The organism is Enterobacter cloacae complex sp. ECL352 (genome assembly GCF_020149545.1).
GTDB classification, from domain to species: Bacteria; Pseudomonadota; Gammaproteobacteria; order Enterobacterales; family Enterobacteriaceae; genus Enterobacter; species Enterobacter asburiae_B.
This window is the reverse complement of the sequence record NZ_CP083709.1, coordinates 4,394,083-4,416,359: the sequence shown is the minus strand read 5'-3', so window position 1 is coordinate 4,416,359 and position 22,277 is coordinate 4,394,083. Positions and strand designations below refer to the sequence as shown.

The 22,277-nt window shown below is 53.7% G+C and carries 23 protein-coding genes and 2 pseudogenes; 8 read left to right on the top strand and 17 right to left on the bottom strand.

Annotated elements, in window-relative coordinates; genetic code table 11:
• The first annotated feature begins 59 nt into the window (after positions 1-59).
• Entirely contained in the window at positions 60-1,358 is a 1,299-nt protein-coding gene (gene rstB / locus LBF07_RS21850; protein WP_033145344.1) for a two-component system sensor histidine kinase RstB, read from the top strand.
• A 73-nt stretch (positions 1,359-1,431) separates the two neighbouring features.
• Positions 1,432-2,361, top strand: a complete 930-nt coding sequence (gene tus, locus LBF07_RS21845) for a DNA replication terminus site-binding protein (RefSeq protein WP_094935363.1) — start codon at positions 1,432-1,434, stop codon at positions 2,359-2,361.
• Here the strand turns inward: tus and fumC are convergent, their stop codons facing one another.
• Together fumC and fumA are read right to left on the bottom strand one after the other, a co-directional pair.
• The gene (fumC, locus tag LBF07_RS21840) at positions 2,362-3,756 is read right to left on the bottom strand and encodes a class II fumarate hydratase (protein WP_094935364.1); all 1,395 of its coding nucleotides are present in this window, start codon (positions 3,754-3,756) and stop codon (positions 2,362-2,364) included.
• 182 nt (positions 3,757-3,938) lie between these two features.
• Positions 3,939-5,585 carry a class I fumarate hydratase FumA gene (gene fumA / locus LBF07_RS21835; protein ID WP_094935365.1) on the bottom strand — a complete coding sequence of 549 codons (1,647 nt, stop codon included), beginning with the start codon at positions 5,583-5,585 and terminating at the stop codon, positions 3,939-3,941.
• A gap of 199 nt (positions 5,586-5,784) precedes the next feature.
• Here fumA and manA point away from each other — a divergent pair, with 199 nt between their 5' ends.
• Positions 5,785-6,960: a mannose-6-phosphate isomerase gene (gene manA, locus LBF07_RS21830; protein WP_094935366.1), complete on the top strand. Its 1,176-nt coding sequence runs from the start codon at positions 5,785-5,787 to the stop codon at positions 6,958-6,960.
• Positions 6,961-7,059: 99 nt separating this feature from the next.
• Positions 7,060-8,592 carry a YdgA family protein gene (locus LBF07_RS21825; RefSeq protein WP_094935367.1) on the top strand — a complete coding sequence of 511 codons (1,533 nt, stop codon included), beginning with the start codon at positions 7,060-7,062 and terminating at the stop codon, positions 8,590-8,592.
• A 39-nt stretch (positions 8,593-8,631) separates the two neighbouring features.
• On the opposite strand, the gene LBF07_RS21820 is transcribed toward LBF07_RS21825, so the two are convergent.
• Both LBF07_RS21820 and LBF07_RS21815 read right to left on the bottom strand, forming a co-directional pair.
• On the bottom strand, positions 8,632-9,486 hold the full coding sequence (locus LBF07_RS21820; RefSeq protein ID WP_094935368.1) for an alpha/beta fold hydrolase: 855 nt from the start codon (positions 9,484-9,486) through the stop codon (positions 8,632-8,634).
• A 15-nt stretch (positions 9,487-9,501) separates the two neighbouring features.
• Positions 9,502-10,482, bottom strand: a complete 981-nt coding sequence (locus LBF07_RS21815) for an MBL fold metallo-hydrolase (RefSeq protein WP_094935369.1) — start codon at positions 10,480-10,482, stop codon at positions 9,502-9,504.
• Between the two features lie 107 nt (positions 10,483-10,589).
• On the opposite strand from LBF07_RS21815, the gene LBF07_RS21810 reads away from it, so the two are divergent.
• On the top strand, positions 10,590-11,486 hold the full coding sequence (locus LBF07_RS21810) for a LysR family transcriptional regulator (protein ID WP_069302711.1): 897 nt from the start codon (positions 10,590-10,592) through the stop codon (positions 11,484-11,486).
• 2 nt (positions 11,487-11,488) lie between these two features.
• Here LBF07_RS21810 and LBF07_RS21805 read toward each other — a convergent pair whose 3' ends face one another.
• On the bottom strand, positions 11,489-12,517 hold the full coding sequence (locus LBF07_RS21805; RefSeq protein WP_094935370.1) for a Mal regulon transcriptional regulator MalI: 1,029 nt from the start codon (positions 12,515-12,517) through the stop codon (positions 11,489-11,491).
• 177 nt (positions 12,518-12,694) lie between these two features.
• Here LBF07_RS21805 and LBF07_RS21800 point away from each other — a divergent pair.
• Together LBF07_RS21800 and LBF07_RS21795 are read left to right on the top strand one after the other, a co-directional pair.
• Positions 12,695-12,889 (top strand): annotated as a pseudogene (locus LBF07_RS21800) (PTS sugar transporter subunit IIBC); the annotation flags it as partial.
• A 220-nt stretch (positions 12,890-13,109) separates the two neighbouring features.
• Positions 13,110-13,199 (top strand): annotated as a pseudogene (locus tag LBF07_RS21795) (SOS response-associated peptidase); the annotation flags it as partial.
• Positions 13,200-13,228: 29 nt separating this feature from the next.
• On the opposite strand, the gene LBF07_RS21790 reads toward LBF07_RS21795, so the two are convergent.
• From LBF07_RS21790 to LBF07_RS21775, 4 genes are all read right to left on the bottom strand, one after another.
• Positions 13,229-13,651, bottom strand: a complete 423-nt coding sequence (locus LBF07_RS21790) for a tail fiber assembly protein (protein WP_224435092.1) — start codon at positions 13,649-13,651, stop codon at positions 13,229-13,231.
• Positions 13,652-13,653: 2 nt separating this feature from the next.
• Positions 13,654-14,469, bottom strand: a complete 816-nt coding sequence (locus tag LBF07_RS21785; protein WP_224435091.1) for a hypothetical protein — start codon at positions 14,467-14,469, stop codon at positions 13,654-13,656.
• 58 nt (positions 14,470-14,527) lie between these two features.
• The gene (locus tag LBF07_RS21780) at positions 14,528-15,433 is read right to left on the bottom strand and encodes a phage antirepressor N-terminal domain-containing protein (protein ID WP_224435154.1); all 906 of its coding nucleotides are present in this window, start codon (positions 15,431-15,433) and stop codon (positions 14,528-14,530) included.
• A gap of 109 nt (positions 15,434-15,542) precedes the next feature.
• Entirely contained in the window at positions 15,543-15,713 is a 171-nt protein-coding gene (locus LBF07_RS21775) for an Arc family DNA-binding protein (RefSeq protein WP_058654155.1), read from the bottom strand.
• A gap of 109 nt (positions 15,714-15,822) precedes the next feature.
• On the opposite strand from LBF07_RS21775, the gene LBF07_RS21770 reads away from it, so the two are divergent.
• On the top strand, positions 15,823-16,158 hold the full coding sequence (locus LBF07_RS21770; RefSeq protein WP_058654156.1) for an Arc family DNA-binding protein: 336 nt from the start codon (positions 15,823-15,825) through the stop codon (positions 16,156-16,158).
• Between the two features lie 13 nt (positions 16,159-16,171).
• Here the strand turns inward: LBF07_RS21770 and LBF07_RS21765 are convergent, their stop codons facing one another.
• From LBF07_RS21765 to LBF07_RS21730, 8 genes are read right to left on the bottom strand one after another with little or no spacing between them, the layout of a single operon-like run.
• Positions 16,172-17,050 (bottom strand): lysozyme inhibitor LprI family protein, encoded by an 879-nt coding sequence (locus tag LBF07_RS21765; RefSeq protein WP_224435090.1) that lies wholly within the window; start codon positions 17,048-17,050, stop codon positions 16,172-16,174.
• Positions 17,051-17,094: 44 nt separating this feature from the next.
• Entirely contained in the window at positions 17,095-17,799 is a 705-nt protein-coding gene (locus tag LBF07_RS21760; protein ID WP_224435089.1) for a hypothetical protein, read from the bottom strand.
• A 1-nt stretch (position 17,800) separates the two neighbouring features.
• Positions 17,801-19,219 carry a ubiquitin-activating E1 FCCH domain-containing protein gene (locus tag LBF07_RS21755; RefSeq protein ID WP_224435088.1) on the bottom strand — a complete coding sequence of 473 codons (1,419 nt, stop codon included), beginning with the start codon at positions 19,217-19,219 and terminating at the stop codon, positions 17,801-17,803.
• Positions 19,216-19,548: a hypothetical protein gene (locus tag LBF07_RS21750; RefSeq protein ID WP_023327279.1), complete on the bottom strand. Its 333-nt coding sequence runs from the start codon at positions 19,546-19,548 to the stop codon at positions 19,216-19,218. The genes LBF07_RS21755 and LBF07_RS21750 overlap by 4 nt, the downstream gene beginning before the upstream one ends.
• Complete coding sequence (locus LBF07_RS21745; RefSeq protein ID WP_023327278.1) at positions 19,545-20,261, bottom strand: hypothetical protein; 717 nt, start codon at positions 20,259-20,261, stop codon at positions 19,545-19,547. The genes LBF07_RS21750 and LBF07_RS21745 overlap by 4 nt, the downstream gene beginning before the upstream one ends.
• Positions 20,258-21,280 carry a hypothetical protein gene (locus LBF07_RS21740; RefSeq protein ID WP_224435087.1) on the bottom strand — a complete coding sequence of 341 codons (1,023 nt, stop codon included), beginning with the start codon at positions 21,278-21,280 and terminating at the stop codon, positions 20,258-20,260. Before LBF07_RS21740 ends, LBF07_RS21745 begins: the two co-directional genes overlap by 4 nt.
• Positions 21,280-21,555: a hypothetical protein gene (locus LBF07_RS21735; protein ID WP_071283972.1), complete on the bottom strand. Its 276-nt coding sequence runs from the start codon at positions 21,553-21,555 to the stop codon at positions 21,280-21,282. The genes LBF07_RS21740 and LBF07_RS21735 overlap by 1 nt, the downstream gene beginning before the upstream one ends.
• The gene (locus LBF07_RS21730; protein ID WP_224435086.1) at positions 21,552-22,277 is read right to left on the bottom strand and encodes a hypothetical protein; all 726 of its coding nucleotides are present in this window, start codon (positions 22,275-22,277) and stop codon (positions 21,552-21,554) included. Before LBF07_RS21730 ends, LBF07_RS21735 begins: the two co-directional genes overlap by 4 nt.

The window sequence follows — 22,277 nt, the reverse complement described above, 5'->3', positions numbered from 1 at the left end:
GAAAATATCGACGGGTTTTCATGTATATTCTGCACAAAGCGTTTCTTCGGTGAGATCCAATGAAAAAGCTGTTTGTGCAGTTTTATCTTTTGCTGTTTGTCTGTTTCCTGGTCATGACCATGCTGGTCGGGCTGGTCTATAAATTCACCGCCGAACGTGCGGGCAGGCAGTCGCTGGACGATCTGATGAAAAGCTCGCTCTATCTGATGCGCAGCGAGCTGAGAGAGATCCCGCCGCACGACTGGGCGAAAACCCTCAAAGAGCTGGATCTGAACCTGTCATTCGATTTACGCATCGAGCCGTTAAAAGATTTTGAGCTGGATCCGCCCGCCATGCAGCGTCTGCGCGACGGGGACATCGTCGCGCTGGACGAGAAATACACCTTTATCCAGCGTATTCCGCGCAGCCATTACGTGCTGGCCGTCGGGCCGGTGCCCTATCTCTATTACCTGCACCAGATGCGTCTGCTGGACATGGCGCTGATGGCCTTTATCGCCATTTCGCTCGCGTTTCCGGTCTTTATCTGGATGCGCCCGCACTGGCAGGACATGCTGAAGCTGGAATCCGCCGCGCAGCGTTTTGGCGAAGGGCATTTTACCGAACGCATTCACTTCGACAGCGGTTCCAGCTTTGAACGTCTGGGCGTGGCCTTTAACCAGATGGCCGATAACATCAATGCCCTGATCGCCAGTAAAAAGCAGCTGATCGACGGGATTGCGCACGAGCTGCGCACGCCGCTGGTTCGCCTGCGCTATCGTCTGGAGATGAGCGAGAATCTGACGGAAGCGGAGTCTCAGGCGCTTAACCGCGATATCGGCCAGCTTGAGGCGCTGATTGAGGAGCTGCTGACCTACGCACGACTCGATCGTCCGCAAAACGAACTGAACCTCAGCACACCGGACCTGCCTGCCTGGCTGCAAACCCACATCGATGACGTTCAGAGCGTGAACCCGCAGCGCACGCTGTTAACGCGCGTCACGCCGGGTGATTACGGCGCGCTCGATATGCGCCTGATGGAGCGCGTGCTGGACAATCTGATGAACAACGCCATGCGCTACAGCGAAAGCACGCTACAGATTGGGCTGGATTTGCAGGGCAATCAGGCCAGCCTGACGGTGGAGGATGACGGTCCGGGGATTGCCCCGGAAGCGCGAGAAACCGTGTTTGAACCGTTTGTCCGCCTCGACCCCAGCCGCGATCGCGCCACTGGCGGATGCGGCCTGGGGCTGGCGATTGTTTACTCTATCGCGCAGGCGATGGGCGGCACGGTGCATTGCGAAGAGAGCGAGCTCGGCGGCGCGCGCTTCTGCTTTAGCTGGCCGGTATACCATAACATCGCCCTTCCCGTCCCTGCCTGACTTCAACCGCACGCTGGCCTGACCCGGCGTGCTGTGCTATATGATAAGTATGTTGTAACTAACGAGAGTGCTTATGGCGACCTACGATCTCCTCGAACGGCTGAACAGCACGTTTCGGGAAATAGAACACGAGCTCCTGACCCTGACCGAACGTTTGCAGAGCTGCCGTCTGCTGGCCGCGCGCGTCTTTACCCTGCCCGAGGTGGCCAAAGGGGCCGAGCACGACCCGCTGGACACCATCGCGGTTGAACAGCACATCGGCAGCGCCGCCCTTGAGCTGACGCTGAAGCACTATCGCCGCCTGTTTATCCAGCAGCAGTCAGAAAACCGCAGCAGTAAGGCCGCCGTGCGTCTGCCTGGCGTGATCTGCCTGCAAACCGATGCGACAACGCGCGACGCGCTGGAAAGCCAGATTACCCACATCAACACCCTGAAAGCGGCCTTTGAAAAGATCGTTACCGAAGAGTCCGGCCTCGCCCCTGCCGCCCGGTTTGAATGGGTGCACCGTCAGCTTCCGGGGCTGATTACCCTGAACGCCTATCGCACGCTGACGGTACTGCGTCATCCCGCCACGCTGCGCTTCGGCTGGGCGAATAAGCACATCATTAAAAACTTCACCCGGGATGAGATTCTGGCGCAGCTGGAAAAAAGCCTGAAGACGCCGCGCACCGTCGCGCCGTGGTCGCGTGAGCAGTGGATTGAGCGCCTGGAGCAGGAGTACCACAGCATCGCCTCACTCCCGGCGGACGCGCGCCTCAAGATAAAGCGTCCGGTGAAGGTACAGCCTATCGCCCGCGTCTGGTATTCCGGCCAGCAAAAACAGGTTCAGTATGCCTGCCCTACGCCGCTGATTGCGCTCTATGATGCCGATCGGGGGGCCATCGTGCCGGATATTGGTGAGCTTTTGAATTACGATGCGGACAATGTCCAGCACCGTTACAAACCTCAGGCGCAGCCGCTGCAGCTGATTATTCCGCGGCTGCACCTGTACGTGGCGGGATGACTATTTCAGGCTGCCGACCATCGCTTCCGGGCGAACCCAGGCGTCGAACTCCGCCTCCGTCAGATAGCCCAGCGCCAGGGCGGAGGCTTTCAGCGTCAGCCCCTCTTTGTGCGCTTTTTTAGCGATCTCGGCGGCCTTGTCGTAGCCGATATGGGTATTCAGCGCCGTCACCAGCATCAGGGATTCGTTGAGCAACTGGCTGATACGTTCGCGATTCGGCTCAATCCCTACCGCGCAGTGCTCGTTAAAGCTCTCCATACCGTCCGCCAACAGACGAATCGATTGCAGAACGTTGTGGATCACCATCGGGCGATAGACGTTCAGCTCGAAGTTGCCGGACGCACCGCCCAGGTTGACGGCCACGTCGTTGCCCAACACCTGACAGCAGAGCATGGTCATGGCTTCGCACTGGGTCGGGTTCACTTTACCCGGCATGATGGAGCTACCCGGCTCGTTTTCCGGAATCCTGATTTCACCGATGCCGCAGCGCGGACCCGAGGCCAGCCAGCGCACGTCGTTGGCGATTTTCATCAGCGAGGCCGCCAGCCCTTTCAGCGCGCCGTGGGTGTGGACCAGCGCATCGCAGGTCGCCAGCGCTTCAAACTTGTTGGGCGCCGTGACGAACGGCTGTCCGGTGATGTTTGCCAATTCCTCCGCCACGCGCACCGCGTATTCTGGATGGGTGTTTAACCCGGTCCCGACCGCCGTTCCGCCGAGCGCCAGCTCCGCCAGGTGCGGCAGGCTGTATTCAATGTGCTTCAGGTTATGTTCCAGCATCGCCACCCAGCCGGAAATCTCCTGGCCGAGCGTCAGCGGCGTGGCGTCCTGCAGGTGCGTACGGCCAATTTTGACGATGTCGCGGAAGGCCTGCGCTTTCTCGTTGAGCGTGGCTTTCAGGACGTTAAGCTGCGGGATAAGCTGCTCGCGGAGAGCAATCACCGCCGCCACGTGCATCGCCGTCGGGAAGACGTCGTTGGAACTCTGGCTTTTGTTGACGTCATCGTTCGGATGGACCTTACGCTCCATGCCGCGCACGCCGCCAAGCAGTTCGCTGGCCCGATTTGCCAGCACTTCATTCATGTTCATGTTGCTCTGGGTGCCGGAACCGGTCTGCCAGATGGCGAGGGGGAATTCGTCGGGATGCTTGCCCGCCAGCACTTCGTCGGCGGCGTTGATGATGGCGGTCGCTTTGTCTGCCGTCAGCAGGCCTAAATCCTGGTTCACTTTCGCGGCGGCGCGTTTGGTGAGCGCCAGCGCCTGAATCAGCGAGACGGGCATTTTTTCGGTCGAAATACGGAAGTGCTCCAGCGAACGCTGGGTTTGTGCGCCCCAAAGCTTGTCGGCCGGGACGTCGATGGCGCCCATCGAGTCTTTCTCATGGCGTACCGTGGTCATTACTTTCTCCTTGATAACAAAAGAGGGATTGCTCACATGCTTAAGGGATAAGTATTGATGACTTCTGGGAAACGATATGGCGCTTTGTGCGCTCTTTTTGGTGTCGGGTTGCGGCTGCGCCTTACCCGACCTACGAGAATATAGGCCGGGTAAGCGTCAGCGCCACCCGGCAATTTACAGAATTACTTCACGCACGCCGAACACTGGGACGACTGGATCTGCTTGAAGAAGTCGTTGCCTTTGTCATCCACGAGGATAAACGCCGGGAAATCTTCCACTTCAATTTTCCAGATCGCTTCCATACCCAGTTCCGGGTATTCCACGCACTCCAGGCTCTTGATGCTGCCCTGCGCCAGAACCGCAGCCGGGCCGCCGATGCTGCCGAGGTAGAAGCCGCCGTGCTTGTGGCAGGCGTCCGTCACCTGCTGGCTGCGGTTGCCTTTCGCCAGCATGATCATGCTGCCGCCGTTGGCCTGCAGCTGGTCAACGTACGAGTCCATACGCCCTGCCGTGGTTGGGCCTAACGAGCCGGATGCGTAGCCTTCAGGCGTTTTTGCCGGGCCTGCGTAGTAGATCGGATGATCTTTAATGTACTGCGGCAGCCCTTCGCCGTTGTCCAGACGCTCTTTCAGCTTCGCGTGCGCGATGTCGCGGCCCACGATGATCGTGCCGTTCAGCGAGAGACGGGTCGAGACCGGATACTGCGAAAGCTGCGCCAGAATATCTTTCATCGGACGGTTCAGGTCGACGCGAACCGCTTCACCCTCACCCGCTTTGCGCAGCTCTTCCGGGATGTATTTGCCCGGATTGTTTTCCAGTTTTTCGATCCACACGCCTTCGCGGTTGATCTTCGCCTTGATGTTGCGATCCGCGGAGCAGGACACGCCCATCCCGACCGGACAGGAGGCACCGTGACGCGGCAGACGGATCACGCGCACGTCGTGGGCAAAGTATTTGCCGCCAAACTGCGCGCCGAGGCCCAGGTTACGCGCTTCTTCCAGCAGTTCCTGCTCAAGCTGCACGTCGCGGAACGCCTGGCCGTGCTCGTTACCTTCGGTAGGCAGGCCGTCATAATATTTGGTTGAGGCCAGCTTGACGGTTTTCAGCGTGCTTTCCGCCGACGTACCGCCAATCACAAACGCGATATGGTACGGCGGGCACGCCGCGGTGCCGAGGGTGCGCATCTTCTCAACCAGGTAGTTCTTGAGCTTGCCCGGGGTGAGCAGCGCCTTCGTTTCCTGGTAGAGATAGGTTTTGTTGGCTGAACCGCCGCCTTTGGCGATACAGAGGAATTTGTACTCGTCACCGTCGACGCTGTAGAGATCGATCTGTGCCGGCAGGTTGGTGCCGGTGTTGACCTCTTTGTACATATCCAGCGCCGCGTTTTGCGAGTAGCGCAGGTTATCTTCGGTGTACGTGTTGTAGACGCCGTTCGCCAGGGCCGCTTCGTCACCGCCGCCGGTCCAGACGCGCTGGCCTTTTTTACCGACGATGATCGCCGTGCCGGTGTCCTGACAGGTAGGCAGAACACCTTTCGCGGCGATGTCTGAGTTACGCAGGAACTGCAGGGCAACGTATTTATCGTTTTCGCTGGCCTGCGGGTCGCTGAGAATATCGGCAACCTGCTGCTGGTGCGCTGGGCGGAGCATAAACGAGGCGTCGTGGAAAGCGTGCTGCGCCAGCAGCGTCAGCGCCTGCGGATCCACCTTGAGGATCTCTTGTCCTTCAAACTCAGAGACGGAGACGTGATCGCGGGTTAACAGGTAATACTCGGTCCGATCCTTACTGAGGGGGAAAGGATCCTGATAATGGAAGGGTTTATTCGACATTGGTCTCTCACTTACTGCTTCGGTCTGTTTATTCAGGGCAGATGTTCCGCTGCCCGGCTTAAAAGCGAGTCAGCTTATCCTACACAATTTTTTAACAAAAACTGAGACTAGTACGACTTTTTACATCCACAGGTTACTTCCATGAGGTTTATTGCTTTAATACCCGGAGTTAATTCCACAATTGAATCAGGGCTTGATAATGCAAAAACTCATTAACTCAGTGCAAAACTACGCCTGGGGAAGTAAAACTGCGTTAACGGATCTCTACGGTATCGCGAACCCGAACAACCTGCCGATGGCAGAACTGTGGATGGGGGCGCACCCGAAGAGCAGCTCAAAAATTGAAGACGCCAGCGGCCAGGTTCGCAGCCTGCGTGACGTGATTGACGCCGATAAAGCCGCGCTGCTGGGCGACAAGGTGGCTCAGCGCTTCGGCGAACTGCCGTTCCTGTTCAAGGTACTGTGCGCCGACCAGCCGCTCTCCATCCAGGTTCACCCGAACAAGAAAGCCTCTGAAATCGGCTTTGCGAAAGAGAACGCGGCGGGTATTCCGTTAGACGCCGCCGAGCGTAACTACAAAGATCCTAACCACAAGCCGGAGCTGGTCTTTGCGCTGACCCCGTTCCTGGCGATGAACGCGTTCCGCGAGTTTTCAGAGATCGTTTCTCTGCTGCAACCGGTCGCGGGTGCCCACAAGGCTATCGCCCACTTCCTTGAAAACCCGAACGCGGACGCGCTGAGCCAGCTGTTTGCCAGCCTGCTGAATATGCAGGGTGAAGAGAAATCTCACGCGCTGGCGGTGCTGAAAGCGGCTCTGGGCAGCCAGCAGGGTGAACCCTGGGAGACTATCCGCCTGATCTCCGAATTCTACCCGGACGACAGCGGCCTGTTCTCCCCTCTGCTGCTGAACGTGGTGAAGCTCAACCCGGGCGAAGCGATGTTCTTGTTCGCTGAAACCCCGCACGCCTACCTTCAGGGCGTGGCGCTGGAGGTAATGGCTAACTCCGATAACGTGCTGCGCGCAGGCCTGACGCCGAAATACATCGATATTCTTGAACTGGTTGCCAACGTGAAGTTTGTGGCGAAACCTGCCGCGGAGCTGCTGACTCAGCCGGTGAAAAACGGCGCAGAGCTGGACTTCCCAATTCCGGTTGAGGATTTTGCTTTTTCCCTGCACGACCTGAGCCAGGCCGAAGCCGTCATCGCGCAGGAAAGCGCGGCGATTCTGTTCTGCGCCGAGGGCGAAGCGACGCTGCGCAAAGGCGAACAGCGTCTGGTGCTTAAGCCCGGTGAGTCAGCATTCGTTGCAGCCAGTGAATCACCGGTCAGCGTAAGCGGCGCCGGTCGCCTAGCGCGCGTTTTCAATAAGCTTTAAGCACTTACTGAATTTTTTAACAACTCTTGCTAAGCTAGATGCAGGCTTAATATCTCCAGGCGGTTTTTACCGCCTGGTTTCATTTTAGGGATAGTCGCAATGAAAAAATCGGTCGTAGCGGTTGGAGTGATTGTAGCGTTAGGCGTGGTCTGGACGGGTGCCTCCTGGTTTACCGGGAAACAGCTGGAAGGCCGTCTGGCTGAGATGGTGGCGCAGGCTAACGGAGAGATTAAGCGCAGCGCGCCGGAGGCGGGCCTGGAGCTGAGCTACCAGAATTATCATCGCGGCGTGTTTACCAGCCGTATGCAGCTGGTGGTAAAGCCAGTGGCCGGTGCTGAAAACGGCTGGCTGAAACCGGGTCAGAGCGTGGTGCTGGACGAGGTGGTGAGCCACGGTCCGCTGCCGCTGGCGCAGCTGAAGTCCTTTAACCTGATCCCGTCGATGGCGTCCGTTCATACCGTGCTGGTGAATAACGACGTCACCAAACCGCTGTTTGACCTGGCGAAGAATGAATCGCCTTTCGATATTAATACCCGCATCAGCTATGCCGGTGACACGAGCTCCGATATTGCTCTGAAAGCGCTGAACTACGAGAAAGAGAATGAGAAAGTCGCCTTCAGCGGCGGTCACTTCAAACTTGACGCTGACCGCGACGGAAAGGTGTTCTCCCTGACGGGTGAAGCGGAAAGCGGCCTGGTCAATGCCGTGAACGAATATAACCAAAAGGTTCAGCTCACCTTCAACAACCTGAAAGCCGACGGCAACAGCCGAATGACCGATTTCCAGGAGCGTATCGGCGATCAGAAACTCTCTCTCGACAAGGTAGCCATTGCGGTTGAAGGAAAAGAGATGGCCGTGCTGGAAGGCATGGACGTCAACGGCAAATCCGACGTTTCCAAAGACGGTAAAAGCATCAACACGCAGCTGGATTACACGCTGAAGAGCCTGAAGGTGCAGAATCAGGATCTGGGCACCGGCAAGCTATCGCTGAAGATCGGCAATATCGACGGCCAGGCGTGGCACGAGTTTAGCCAGAAATACAGCAAAGAGAGCCAGGCGCTGCTGACCGATGCCGCACTCCAGCAGAACCCTGAGGTGTATCAGCAGCAGGCGATGGCGGTACTGTTCAACAACCTGCCTGTCCTGCTGAAAGGCGAGCCGGTGATCACCGTTGCGCCGCTGAGCTGGAAAAACAGCAAAGGCGAAACCAGCTTTAACCTGTCGCTGTTCCTGAAAGATCCGGCAACCGCAACGGGTGAACCGCAGACGCTGGCGCAGGAAGTGGATCGCAGCGTGAAGTCGCTCGACAGCAAGCTGACCATCCCGATGGATATGGCGACCGAGTTTATGACCCAGATTGCGAAGCTGGAAGGCTACGGCGATGAAGACGCTGGCAAGCTGGCGAACCAGCAGGTGAAAGGTCTGGCGGCAATGGGCCAGATGTTCCGCATCACTAAAGTGGAAAACAACACGATTTCCACCAGCCTGCAGTACGCCAACGGCCAGGTAACGCTGAACGGCGACAAGATGCCGCTGGAAGACTTCGTCGGCATGTTTGGTATGCCGACGCTGGGGATGCCGGAACCGGTTGAACCCGCAGCGCCAGCCGAACCGGCGGCACCGCAGCAGTAAACGGCAAAACCCCTCGCATGAGGGGTTTTTTATTGCCCGCTAACTTTTCCATCCAGCAAGGAAATCCAGCAGAAGCGCGTTCACTTTCTCTGGCTGCTCCTCCTGCGGCAGATGGCCGCACTCATCAATCCCCTGCGCCCGCAGGTTCTCCGCCATTTCGGCCCAGACGCTTTCCATATCGAAAAGCTTGCCGACCGCATGAAAATCATTACCCCACAGCGACATTACCGGGCAAGTAATTTTCACCTCAGCGTCAGCCATATCCTGCGCCACATCCTCTGCGTTGGCGCGATAGTCAGCCATTGCGCCACGCACGGCACCCGGTGCCTGATACGCCCGAACATAAGTGTCAAACGCCTCGCCGCTGATGGTCGACGGATTGTAGGTCCAGTCCGAGAAAAAGTGGCGCAGCCAGATATGCTCCCGACCCGCAATCAGCGCTTCCGGCAGGTCTGGCACAAGATGAAACAGGAAGAACCAGTACGCACGCGCAATCGACGCATTTAGATCGCGCGCCACAATACGCGTTGGCACGTTATCCATCACCACCAGTCGATCCACCAGCTCAGGGTAATCTTCTGCAAACCGCGTCGCGACGCGCGCGCCGCGATCGTGCCCTACCAGCACCACTTTCTGTAAACCCAGCACACGCATCAGTTCCCGGATGTCCCGCGCCATGTTGCGCTTATCATAGCCAGAAGCAGGTTTATCCGTTTCGCCATACCCGCGTAAATCCGGTGCAATCACGCGGTAGTGCCGGGACAGTACGGGTATCTGGTAGCGCCAGGCATAGTTTGTTTCAGGAAAACCATGCAGGAGAATAACCGGTGCGCCTTCACCCTCTTCAACCACAAACTGACGGATACCGTTTGCCATTACGGTGTAACTTTTCATGCTCGTCACCTCACTTTATTTCAGCAGAGGCACGTTGGCCGCACGTTGATAAGGACCGTAATCGACAGGATTCCAGCTATAGCCCTGCTGCCAGGCGGTGATATGACCGATACCGGGGAAAGGCAGATGCGCCGCGGCCATCCACTCACCGTCTTTCGCCAGCGCGTTAAATTCCTGCGCCCGGGATGAGATGGCTTTTTTCGGATCGACATCAAAGCGAATAGACACTTCAGGGTGCGGGAACTGGACGGCAGGAGCATGAATCAAATCCCCAATGAAGTTGATAGCCGTTCCCTGCGACGCGAAGCGATAAACGGTACTGCCAGGCGTATGCCCGATGGCATATGCCGTCTGGACTTCCGGGACAGGCGAAGCTGGCGGGACGAAGGTTTTAAGGTGCCCGGCGGCTTTATACGCAGACAGCGCTTGCCTGGCGATAGCGAAATACTCCCTCGCATTAGCCGGCGCGCTCGCTTCTTTTGCGGGGTCAAGCCAGTAGTCGGCCTCACCCTGCGGTACGTAGACGGTGGCATTGGGGAACAATGCTTTACCCTCTGCATCGCTCAGGCCGCACACGTGGTCAAGATGCAGGTGGGTCAGAAAAATGGTATCGACCTGCTCGGGACGGTACCCTGATGCGTTCATATTGCTGACCAGCTGGCCGGCCGTTTCCGCCATGCAGTGGCCCCCCCCGCTGTCAATCATGACCAGGTGTTTACCGGTATTCACCAGAAAGGCGTTGAAGGCGGTAGGCATGCGTTCGGCATCAACTTTATGTTGAGCCAGCAGTTCGCGAACCTTGTCGCCTGAGAGCCCATGTAGTAAGGCAGGCGAAAGATCGTTATAGCCGTCGAACAGCGCCGTTACCTCATATTCCCCGACCGCCAGACGATAATAGCCCGGAACCTGCTGTTTCACCTGTGCCGGGGCATCTGCCCACGATGTGCTTGCCAGGAGCAGGCCGCTGAGCGCCAGAACCGTTTTCAACTTTTTCATCTTCACTCCAGATTGATATTTTTCAGGTTGTGAAGAGACTATGGCAGCGTAACGATAAATAATGTAGATATGTACTTTGATAAGTCAGCATAACGAAAATCGATGCAATGAAACTGGAAGATGTTGAAGTGTTTGTCGAAGCCGTCAAGGCGGGTAGTCTGGCGGGCGCCGCGCGTCGGCTCTCTGTGAGCGCCATGGCGGCGTCACGGTCTCTTAATAATCTTGAGGCTGAACTGGGGGTCAGGCTGGTGCACCGCACCACGCGTTCCCTGTCACCCACCAGCGATGGGGCCGTTTTTTTGCCCCATGCGCAGGCGTTGCTGGAAGATAAAAATAACGCGCTTGCCGATCTGTTTCCCGAAGGGACGCACCTTTCCGGACGCCTGCGTATTACCGCCTCAGCGGGGTTTGGCCGTAAGATCGTTGCTCCCATGCTGACCCGGTTCATGCAGCAACATCCCGCCCTGCAGGTCGATTTACTCGCCACCGACGAACAGGTTGATATTGTCGGAAAAGGCATAGACGTGGCGTTACGCATTGCGCCGCTGCGCGATAACCGGCTGGTTGCCCATCGCCTGTGTCACAACCCTCGCGATCTCTGCGCCAGCGCGGCGTATCTTGCCGCGAATGGCTATCCAAAATCGTTTAACGATCTGGCGGCACACAGCTGTCTGACCACGTCAGATACCGTCCACTGGTCATTCGAACAGGGTGAACAGCGCTACAAACAAAAGGTGTCGGGCCGATTCTCCGCGAACTCCGTTGAGGCAATTTTCGAAGCCTGCCTCGGAGGGTTGGGGATCGCCAATTTATCCCGCTGGTACGTAGAGCCGGCGTTCAGTGAAGGTAAACTCGAGCGGATCGTTCTTGAGGATGCCCAGCCGGAATCGCTGGCCGTTTGGGCGGTCTACCCGACCTCACGGCTGATCCCGGCAAAAGTAAGAAAATTTGTGGAAGCGCTGGAAGCCGAACTGTTGCTCAATCCGCTGACGCAACCCACCTGATATTATTTCACCGTCACTAACCGCGCCGCCACAATCTGGTGCCCGGCCTGAACGTCCGTGTTGTCGATGCGCTGCATGATCCTGTCCGCCAGCGTGTAGCCCATCTCTCGCGCAGGGGTGGTGGCCCAGACGATCGGCAGATCGTCGAGCGCGTTTTCACCGACGTCGGCGAACGCCCCCAGCGCCACCTGATGGCCGAAGAAGGTTTCCACCCCGCCCTCGCCGCTCTGACGCCCGGCGCGGATCAGGCCAAACCAGGCGCCCATAGCAATCACCTCGTTGTAGCAAATCACGGCGCTGATCGTCGGACTGCTGCGCAGCAGCGCGGCTATCGCTTCCGCCGCTTTCTTCTGGCTGGATTCACACTCCACGACCCATTCGCTGTGGAACGGCAGGCCGTATTTAATCAGCGTCGCGCAGTAGCCGCCGACCCGCTCGGCGCGGGTCAGGGACGAGCTTTTCCCACCCAGCCAGGCAATGCGCTGATGTCCGCGACGAATAAGATGTTCGGTCAGCATTTGCGCGGCCTGCATGTTATCCGGTCGCAGCGTATCGGCCTCGTCCAGATAGCTGGCACGCGAAGCAAACACCAGCGGCACGCCTTTTTCGGCGGCGCGCTCGCACAGCTCGCTGCCCACGCCCGACGCCCCGGCGACGATCACCCCGTCCACCCCCTGATTCAGCAGCATATCGAGCCGGGAGAGAAGCTGATCGGCCTCGCGACCGCCGTGCAGAAGAAAGACCATCCGCCCCTGCGCTTCAAGCGCTTCGGTTAACCCTGCGGTCAGCTCCGCATAGAAAGGTGACGTCAGGTCGCGGACAATCAGGCCAATCACCCCGCTTTGCCCGCCGCGCAGCGCCGACGCCTGACGGTTACGCACAAAACCCAGCTGCTCAACCGCCTCGTTAACCCGCTGACCGGTCGCAGGAGAGATGCGCCCTTTTCCGCTTAGCACCAGAGAAACGGTGCTGACGGAAACGCCCGCCGCCAGCGCGACATCGTTGATGGTGATTTTTTTCGCTACAGCCATGTGTTGGCGTGACTCCCTGAAATGAGATCGGTAAAACGTTTTATCAATATGTTATCTTTATACTACCAGTCAAAGCCTGAGAATGTGATTTAGCGCGCACTAAAATTTGATAAAACGTTTTATCTTCTCGCAGCATTGAAGCAGGCAAACTGATTTTAACAATAAAGGAGTCGTTTTATGACGGCGAAAGCAGCACAAAAAATATCGCTGTGGGAATTTTTCCAGCAACTGGGTAAAACCTTTATGCTGCCCGTGGCACTCCTCTCGTTCTGCGGGATCATGCTCGGGATCGGCAGCTCGCTGAGCAGTAAAGACGTCATCACGCTGATCCCGTTCCTCGGTACCCCGGTGCTGCAGGCGATCTTCATCTGGAGACTATTAAGTCTTTTAACGAAGTGGCTTGATGTTGGATTGATGTGCGGTAACTTCAGATATGTTGCCGCGATACGATTTGTCATGTGCAATGAACTAACGTCGTTTCGCGGTAACTTTATGCCCCACCCATGCCCCATCACATCTCCCACCAGAAGCACAAAGCCCTGCAAACCGATGCAAAGCTTTGTGTGTCCCGCTTTTGTCTCACAAGCAAATTCTATCGGCTGATAAATTTATATGGCACACCGTGACGCATACCGTCGGGAATGTGAAAAATCAGGGGGCCGAGCTAATACAACCAATATGACTGCGCGCGCCCCATTCCATCAAAGGTTCCTATGCTGGCTTAGCTGGCCATTCAATACCTGGCGCTTTCGACTTATCAACGGCTTCAAGTTCGTCCAGATAATCCAGCCACAAATTATACTGCGCCAACTCGTCACCCGTCAGGCGTCCAATCACTGCCTTGCCAGGCCACTGCTTACTGTTCATGTAGGCGTTGGCTTGGTCGATACGGAATTGTTTTTCCGCTTCTGCCACTTTCGCAAGTTCTTCCTGTGTTGGTGTCGGAATATCGGCCCAGGCTGGCAGGCCGTCATCACCGGCAACGCGAACTTTTCCGGCTGGAATAGTCTGAAATGCTACGAATACCGCTTCATCGACCTCAATACCATCCTCCGGCCACGAGCCAGCATCAATGTAATCCTGTTTCATTGATAATGGATAGAATGCATTTTTAACTTTGCTATATACGTACATGTTTACCTCCCGATTGCCATCCAAGCCTGTTCAACCACTGTCGCGGCACTTGCGTTAAAATTGAAACCATTATTTTGATAGTTATTTGCCGTAATGTTTGTCGCTGTCGCACCAACAGCACCAAGCAAAACAACATATGTAAGTGACGGGAATGGGATTGGGTAACCAACGAAAACTCCACCAGCAGGAATGAGAGCCCTTCCCCATTGCACAATCAGCCCTCCTGGTAGTTTCTGGTAACCATTTGTTGTTCCGGCTGTGACAAATGCGCTCATGTCGGGAATTTGATTTGCTGCCGTACCAACATCGCGCTTCGCTGCTGTTTTCAAACCGAGGTATGCGAGAAGGTTATCCACAGTTGTCTGACCTATGACGTCTCTACCTACCTGAGTGAGGTCAGTTTGTGCTGCGGTATCTGCCCCGGTGAAATACGGAAGCTTGTTTGCTCCAGTGGCGAGTGCTGCTAAAGCAGTCAAAGTATTATCAAGAGGTTGGAAATTGTTCAGAATATAAATCAGCGTGCCGGCAGTCATCATATTTGCAACGATGTCATTTACTGACCATGCTCTCGCCGATGTCCCCTCCTGACCGCGTTCTATTGTCATGGTGTCGCCTGAGAGGGCGGTTACATGAACAATCTCGCTTAACTGTCCGGTCGCAGCATCAATAAAGGTAAGCTTAAAAAAGCTCGTTCCGGATGATGGGGATGGAAAGAGTGCTCCTGTCCCTGTATTAACAGTTATTGAGGTTGCAGAAGCACTAATGCCTGATGCCAAAACTGTTTGCGCATTGTTAGCGGCTAAAAGTGTGAGTGCCATTTATCCTCCGGGATTCGGGCAATAAAAACCCGCACAAGGCGGGTTTAGTTGATGGTTGTTAGTTAATTACGAATTCCGCTTTAGCGCCGCGGAAGGAGATAGTTTTATTTCCTGCCCGACGGCAAGCATCAGAAATAGCTTTCATACCATATTCAACATTTGCCAGGTGACTGCGCATGCCTACAATTTCAGCCTTAGGTGCCGACACGTCAAATCCGGCCTCCTCAAGGATATTGATCAAGCGAATGGCAGACGATGTTGAGTTGTCGCCACAGAGCATAGGCATAGTGACGTCCAGGGCAGGTGCACACATTGACTTTCCGAATGACAGGTTGCCACTGCGAACCACCGGATTGTTGTCAATCCACCACTGGAGAGGAATATTTATGTCCAGTTTTGGCATTGGCAGCTCCATCTGCTTACCCAGGAACTCACCCTCCAGAGCCATGCGGTGAACGTACTCAACTGCCATTGGGATTTGCTCAAGATCGAGCTCATCAATACTTTCAACGTTAAACCGCTGGTGAACGATGTTGTATGCATCGTCGTAGCGTAGCCCCTTTCTCCCCACCAGCATATTTACAGCGTCTCGTAACGGAGTACGCTCATTCACGGTAGTTTTCTTCCGTGGGTTTACCACCGACCCTTTTGTCCAGTACTGATAGAGAACGTCATCACACTCCTCCTGGTAGCGAATGACGTTATCGCGGATTTCCGGGCGGACCTTGTTCGGACTAATACTGTTCAGCCAAGCAGCTAGCTTGCGTAACGCCAGGCAAATCATAGATTGCATCCCACCAGCCGAAGGTATGGTGATTTCGACCATACCTTTTGCAAAGCGTTGAGAAATCTTCTTATGTTGCGATTTCCAGTCCAACCCCATACCCTCCACAATTGGCTTCATCGGGGTATAAGCCTCACCGTTGTGCTCTACCACGAAAAGAGAATTTCCATAGAAAGGCACGTTGATTGTACGATCTGCAATTGCTAAACTATTCATTGTTAGTTCCTTGGTAGTTACTGACAAATTTGAAGCCTCGATGGTTGCAGCCATTGGGGCTTCGTCGTTTTTGCTAACCATTTACACGATCCTCTCGCAGGCTCTTAGCCAAGCGCTGCACAATAGCCGAGTTAATCGAAATCCCATCCATTTCCGCCATTCGGCGAATCTCTTCCTTCATGCTTTCCGGAAGTCGAAGCTGAAAGCTCTCTTTTTTGTTCCTCACATACGAAACATTACCCATTTTTCATTCCCTCCACTCTTAATATCACGGTGTAATCATTACACCGTGTTGCTATGCTGTCAAGATTATTGTGACTACACTGTGACATCATTTTTTAGTGAGGTATCGCATGAAAGGTATGCGCAGCATTGCTCCGTTTGGATTACGGATGCCTGAAGATCTAAGGGAGGCTGTGTCAGAACGGGCCAAAGAAAACGGAAGGTCAATGAACTCCGAGATTATCGATATGATCGGAAAGGCACTTGTTTCCCCGTCACTAAATGACGAGGAATTTGTCTACATGCTTGAGGTAGCAACCAAGGAGCATATGTCGGAAAAAGACAAGACTCTTGCCGAGTCAACATTATTGCAAATGGCTGAGAAGCTTACAGAGAAAATAGATAGAGATACATCAAGCCTAAAGCAGGTGATCGCCATGCTTTCTGGACTTAAAAAGCCCACCTAAGTGGGCTAATAATTCAATCCTGATACTTCCTTATATCACTGAATTTAAATATAAATTCAGGTTCTTTAACCTTGCCAGTTAGCGACAGGCTAGCCTCTGAAATACAATTATCATCGTCATCAAAAAATGTCCCAGAAAAGTACACTACGTCTCCAACATTCAATTCCGATGCATTATCGAAAACTTTAGATTCCGGGTCAATAAGAGTGTTATATCTAATATCGGAAAAAGAATTATTCCACGTTCTGATTATAATATTGTTTGGCAGGCTTAATACTAAAACACCCTTCCCATCACTATTTGCTGAAACTTGTTTAACCTCACCTATCCATCCCGATACGGATTTGACTCTCAATATATTGCAAATGCTTTTATCTCTTGATGATTTTATGCCGCCAATCTGCATGTCATTTTTAGCATTGCTAGCTTTTAGCATTGATGCCCTTACCACATCAATAAATTCAGCTTCATTTTTAAGTTGGTAGGTTACTCTTGGGTTTACAGTTTTAATATTATCATGTTTTTTTATATTTTTTTCATTCAAGTTATCAGTGTTATTTCTATTGGATTCTATAGAGGCCTTGTTGATAACTGCATTGTAAATAACGAATGCATCTTTATACCAATCAACAACACAATCGTAACTTTTGCATTTCTCCCTTCCATTCCATAATTGCCTTGTTACTTCGCGAAATGCACTTTTATCTTTAACGGCACTTTTTGCATGATCATAAACAACCTTTAGATCATCATCCTTTTCAGAAAGCAAAGGATTTTCGCAGATTGTTTTCTCGGCAAAGCTTTTTGCCTTTCCACAATCAAAAGATGCGGCAAATAAACTACCAGAAGATAATGACAAGACAAACAAAATTAAAAAAAATACACTTTTCATTCTTTCCATGACCATGCTGTGAGTGATGCATAATTGTACACTACTCACCCAATGATAGTCACGCTAACGGGTTGATAAAAAGGCATGTGAAGAAGGCCGCTGTCAAAGGCTTGTTTGAACAGAGACGCATATTCATAGTCCGTGCTTTTTATCAAGACGCTTTTGTTTTGATTAAAAGCCTGTGAGTTATAAGTGAAGTGATTAAACATGGAGGCGTCTGTTAACCTCCTGAATCCCTTAATTATTGAGATGCTTGCCCCTGAACTTGAGAGCAAGACCGAGATACTCCACCTCTGATCGTTAACAACATCCACCCCGTCGACCCCGGTCAAAAAACGCATTATTCGGCGCTTCAGCCATGGGATAGTGAAGTAGTACCCATCACCCTTGTAGAAGTTCCATGTCATGATGCGCTTGAACAGATCATCGGAGACAACAACCTGCTCCGACTGATTGACGACCTTTCTGCCGTTGAATGGAAGCTGGTTAAACAGTACGGCGTTGTACGGGCCGAACACGCTTCGCTTTCCACTGACAAGAACTGGCGGCTTAACGCCATAAATTCCCCTGGCTATCCATTTTAGCTGATCTCCAGCACTGTACCCACCGACAAAGATCGGCAGGTCGGCATTAATCATCCATGAATAAATTTCCTGAGCCATGGTGTTATACGCAGTGACGAATGCCTGGAGATCATCGTCGTCGTTATACTGCGTATACAGGTATGATTTAATGATATCTGCCAGCATGTTATATCCCGTCGACAATTACCCCATTTGAGGCCATGTACCAGTAGCTATAAGGGTCACCACTGATTATATTCGTTCCGGCATCAACACCTGCGATAACGCCGTTCACAGTCACAATGACATTCAGGGTTGAGATCAGGCTCATATCCAGAGTGCTATTAATGGACTGAAGGAATACATCCTTAACGTTATTGATGTTCATTGGGTTACCAGCAAATATCCCGTTCACATAGTTGATCACCGGCTGTGACACCAGTGAGGCGATTGTGGCATCAGTCAGATAATTCGCGCTTTCTGTCGCCCATTCAAACTTGATGGTCACCAGTTGCTGGAGCGGTATAACAAAAGGTATCAGGTAGTTATCAGGCCAGTCGTTTATTGTCACGACGTTATTTCTCAGATTGGGTGTGACTATTCCGCCACCCGTCCAGGTGCCTGAGGAAGTGGTATTAATGCCTATAGAGAAAGTGTTCGAGCTCAACACGGTAATGGTCAGGGGAACGTTATTGATGCCGCTCATTCCGGTAACGCCGGTAACGTTAATAACCTGTCCAGAGCTGAATCCGTGGGTGATGTCAGTCGTGACAACGCCAGGGTTTGCATTGGTAATACCCGTGACATTCAGGTCTGTGCCTTTAAGCCTGCTGATATCGCCAGCTGACTTATAGATGGCCCCGGCCATTTCATAGATATCGCCACCACCGCACATCACAATCCATGCGTTACCACTCTGAACCACAGAAACCAGCCGGGCCTGAACATTGCTCAGGTCGGTTAGCTTCTGCCGGATAAAACCTGGATATCCCTGAACGGTCGACATCTGAGCTTCCCAGACGCGCTCGCGAAATTCGAAGTTAGTTTCTGGCGCACCACCTGGGGTGCCGGCAACCGGGTTGGTGCAGGTCAGAGTAATGCCAGACGGCAGGCTGGTCAGTATCTGATTAACCGATCCTACCGGTACAGCCCACGAACCGGTGTTCGTTGCAATACCCGTTACCATTGAGCTGACACCCGAAGACAGAATGACTGTAGCGTCGGCGATCTGGTAGGTATAAGTGCCGTCACTGACCAGAAAACCCTGCGGGATAACGAATCCAGCCGGGCCCGAAAACGTAACCGGAACGGTAGTTTCTCCTTGAGTTTTTTGAGGGCTGATACCTGACTGCTGAGCCAGAAGGTTCAGCATGTACATATTCGCCTTCAGCGGACCTACGGAGTTGATTAGGTCAACGCGGATCTGATCGGCAATGAGCAGCGCGCCAACGTCGGTACCAACGATATCCTCTATCAGAGAGCCAGGGAGATCTGTCGTGATGCCTGGTGATAATTCTGTGGCTCTTGAAACTAAGTCGGCGCGCAGCTCTTCGGATGTTTTCGGCACTGGCCCGGCTGCGTCATAGCTAACGGACAAATCACTCATACGTTCACCGTTGTGATAATTTTAGAACCGGCGTTCGTAATCGCCGAAATGTTGTATACAGGCGGGTCATCACTCACAAGGGCGATCTGCAGCGATGAAAAATACTGGCTAAATTGCCGCTGAAGCCTGTCAACATAGTAGGTTGGCAGCACCTGCTGAATGACCGAGCTCTGGGATGGTATGCCGTTGTTTGCAAAAAATGGTGATTCCTGCGGCGCCAGCTTGAGGTTCTGGATCAGCGTCGTCAGATAGATAGAGTCGTTGAAGCCATTTTCATCCGGCACCACCAGCACCCACTTGCCATTTGCATCTCTCCCGTAGGTTCTCATTGCGTGATATTCCCGTTGAAAGTGGTGGTCGGAGCGCCAGTGTTTGAACCGCCATTCCCGTTTGAATGCAGATGAGAGTTCAACCAGGTCACCAGCGCCGCCCAGCCGGTATGCATAATCTCCGGGCTGGTGCTGGCGGTTGAATCCTGCAACTTCCCGCTCTGTCCTGTGATGCTCCACATACCCTGAGTAAGGGTAAGAACAGTGCTGCCGACAGTCACCTTGAACTGGTCCACGGCAGCGATTGTTACGCTGTCAGGCGTTAACAGAAACGTCGTGTTGCTTCCCTGGTCCCGGATGGTAACTCCCTCAGGCCCGTAGATAGTGACAACGTTCCCGTCGACGGCCTCCCATTCAGTGTTGCTGATTGGAAGGTATACCAGGGCGCTAAGGTTGGCGGGAGGGGTGAGGTCGGCGATACCACCGCCCTGCCCGCTGACGCCGCCAAGATAGGTGTCTGCGGGAATAACAATTCCTTTATCTCCTGGCTGCATCGGATATCGAATGTACTGCGGACCGAAGAGTGGGATCGTGACATTAGGGAAAACGTATGGCGTGTCATGCAGCTCGAAAGCCACCGTGACCATGTTGCCTTTCTGCTCAACAATGCTGGCCGGAAGTATCTTCCCGGCAGCCTGGAACGCCTCTTCGAATTTCTGCTCAGCGAACCTGTTCATGTTCCGGCCGAAATTAAGCTTCTGGTCAACACTCATTTTGTCTTAACCGCCTCCGCCGGGTATGCCTCAATCACGGTGATCCACGCCTCTGCTGTTGGCTGCCTGCTGTTACCCAGCAACCGCACAGATTGAACGACGAATTCACCGTTAAAGGCGGAGTCGTCTCGAAACTGGGAGTAAGACGACGCCTGAATCATCGGTCTGGCCTTCTCAGGCATCAGGATGTGGTCGCCAGTCTGCAGATCTGCGCGCATAACGCAGATGACGCTGACAACGCCAAAACTGATCCACGTTGGCTGGCCGATCAGGTCATTGAATTTTATCTGGACAGGATTTTTACTCCTTTCCGTCGCGCTGGTCTTCGAGCCCTGATCGGGGTGATTGGCGTAGTCGTTATCCCACACCCGTATCTCGTTGCCGTTTACCACGGCAATTTCAACGCCCGTGTATCCGGGGTCTTTGATGCGGGACAGCGAAAACGCCCGCAGGTTTTTTGCCAGTTCAGTTAGGGAGCCGCAAAACATGGGGCGATCGTAATTCAGCGTCAGTCTGTCGCTGATGCTTATGTTCGGCCTAAACCCTCCCATCGTCATGACGCATTGTGTCAGCGCAACGGAGAGTTTCTGCCCGGTAGACCATGGCATGGTCACCTGAAGAGGAACCATTTGCCCGCGGGTCGTGGTGTTAACCGGGCCAGTAACAATTATGAAGTCCAGCCTCAGCTCTGTGCCCTGCCAGTTGCCGAACACCTGAAAGATATAACCTTCAATGGCAAGCTTTTTATTCCATACTCCCGCCAGCGGCAGACCTTTCGACATCCCGGCAAAGATCTGAATTTTTTTACCATAGAGGTTCTGCCTGGCCTGCTGCATGTCTCTCGGTCCAATCCCCCATATGGTTAAGTGAGTTTCACCCTGCGGGGTAGACTCTCCGAACCTGAGAATGTCAAATTCAACCATCAACGCGCCAGGGTTGTACGCTCCATTTTTATGACTGGAATAGTGCTGGATGACTTTATCATTGCTATCAAGAATGTTTATTTCGTAATAACGCATCAGCTCGTCACCTCAATCTGCCCGTTCTTTTCACGCCAGATCATGGTCGTCGATGAGAAAACTCCACTTAAAAGGTTTATCCCCCCAGTAGATGTTGAGCCTACGACGGCGGTATTCATGACCGTATTGTCAGAGCTATCAGTGATCAGCAGGTACCAACGCTGTGCGGCGATGTTCCACTTCATCTGACAGGTATAAACGTTCCCGTCTAGAATTGGTGAGAACGTCACGCTACGTTGCTCTCTTCCAGTAAATGGATAATTGACGGTACTCATATCCCGAACGCCCCCTGGAGTTTACCTATCAGTCCAATTACCCCCTCCGCACTACTTGCTACCGCTCCACCTAGGGCGGTATTGCCAAGAGCTGATGCCGTATTTGTCCATGATGGTGTTTTATTAGGATCCCCGGCATCTATTCTCTTAAGGAAGTTGGTAACAGCCCTGTCAGCATCAGTGGTGGTAATAAGTGGTTGCTCGAAATCCCAGAGCCAAGAGCGCTGAGGAAGCGGATCATTACCGGATGAGCTGTCCTTAACAGTTTTCAGAATGCAGTTGTTGTAGATGATTGACGGCGTGGCCACGATGTACGTGCCGCCCAGGTTGGCATGAGCCTGAAGCACCGCCTGCAGCGCGCTCAGCGTTACCAGCTTGGTCATGGCGCCGGTATTCTCGTTCACTGGCGCGTCCATCATCAGACTGACCCTCAACGGCTGGGCCAGAAGCGCGTTAGCTGCGACAGTCTGGTTAGCGAACGGATAGCGAGCGATGTCATAGTCAACCATCGTTGCGCCCTGAACAGGCCGCCAGTGACAGAAATATTTGTCCAGATCGGTAAGGTTGATTGCCCCGCCGATCAGCCCAGTTACAAAGCTGGCGCTCTGGGTTAATGCCACTATTGGCAGCATGCCGCCGGGGATAGCCTCCGCAACTCCATTGCAGAGGATCACCGGGGATATTTCAAAGCCAAGCCGGTATAGCTCGCGAGTAAATGCCAT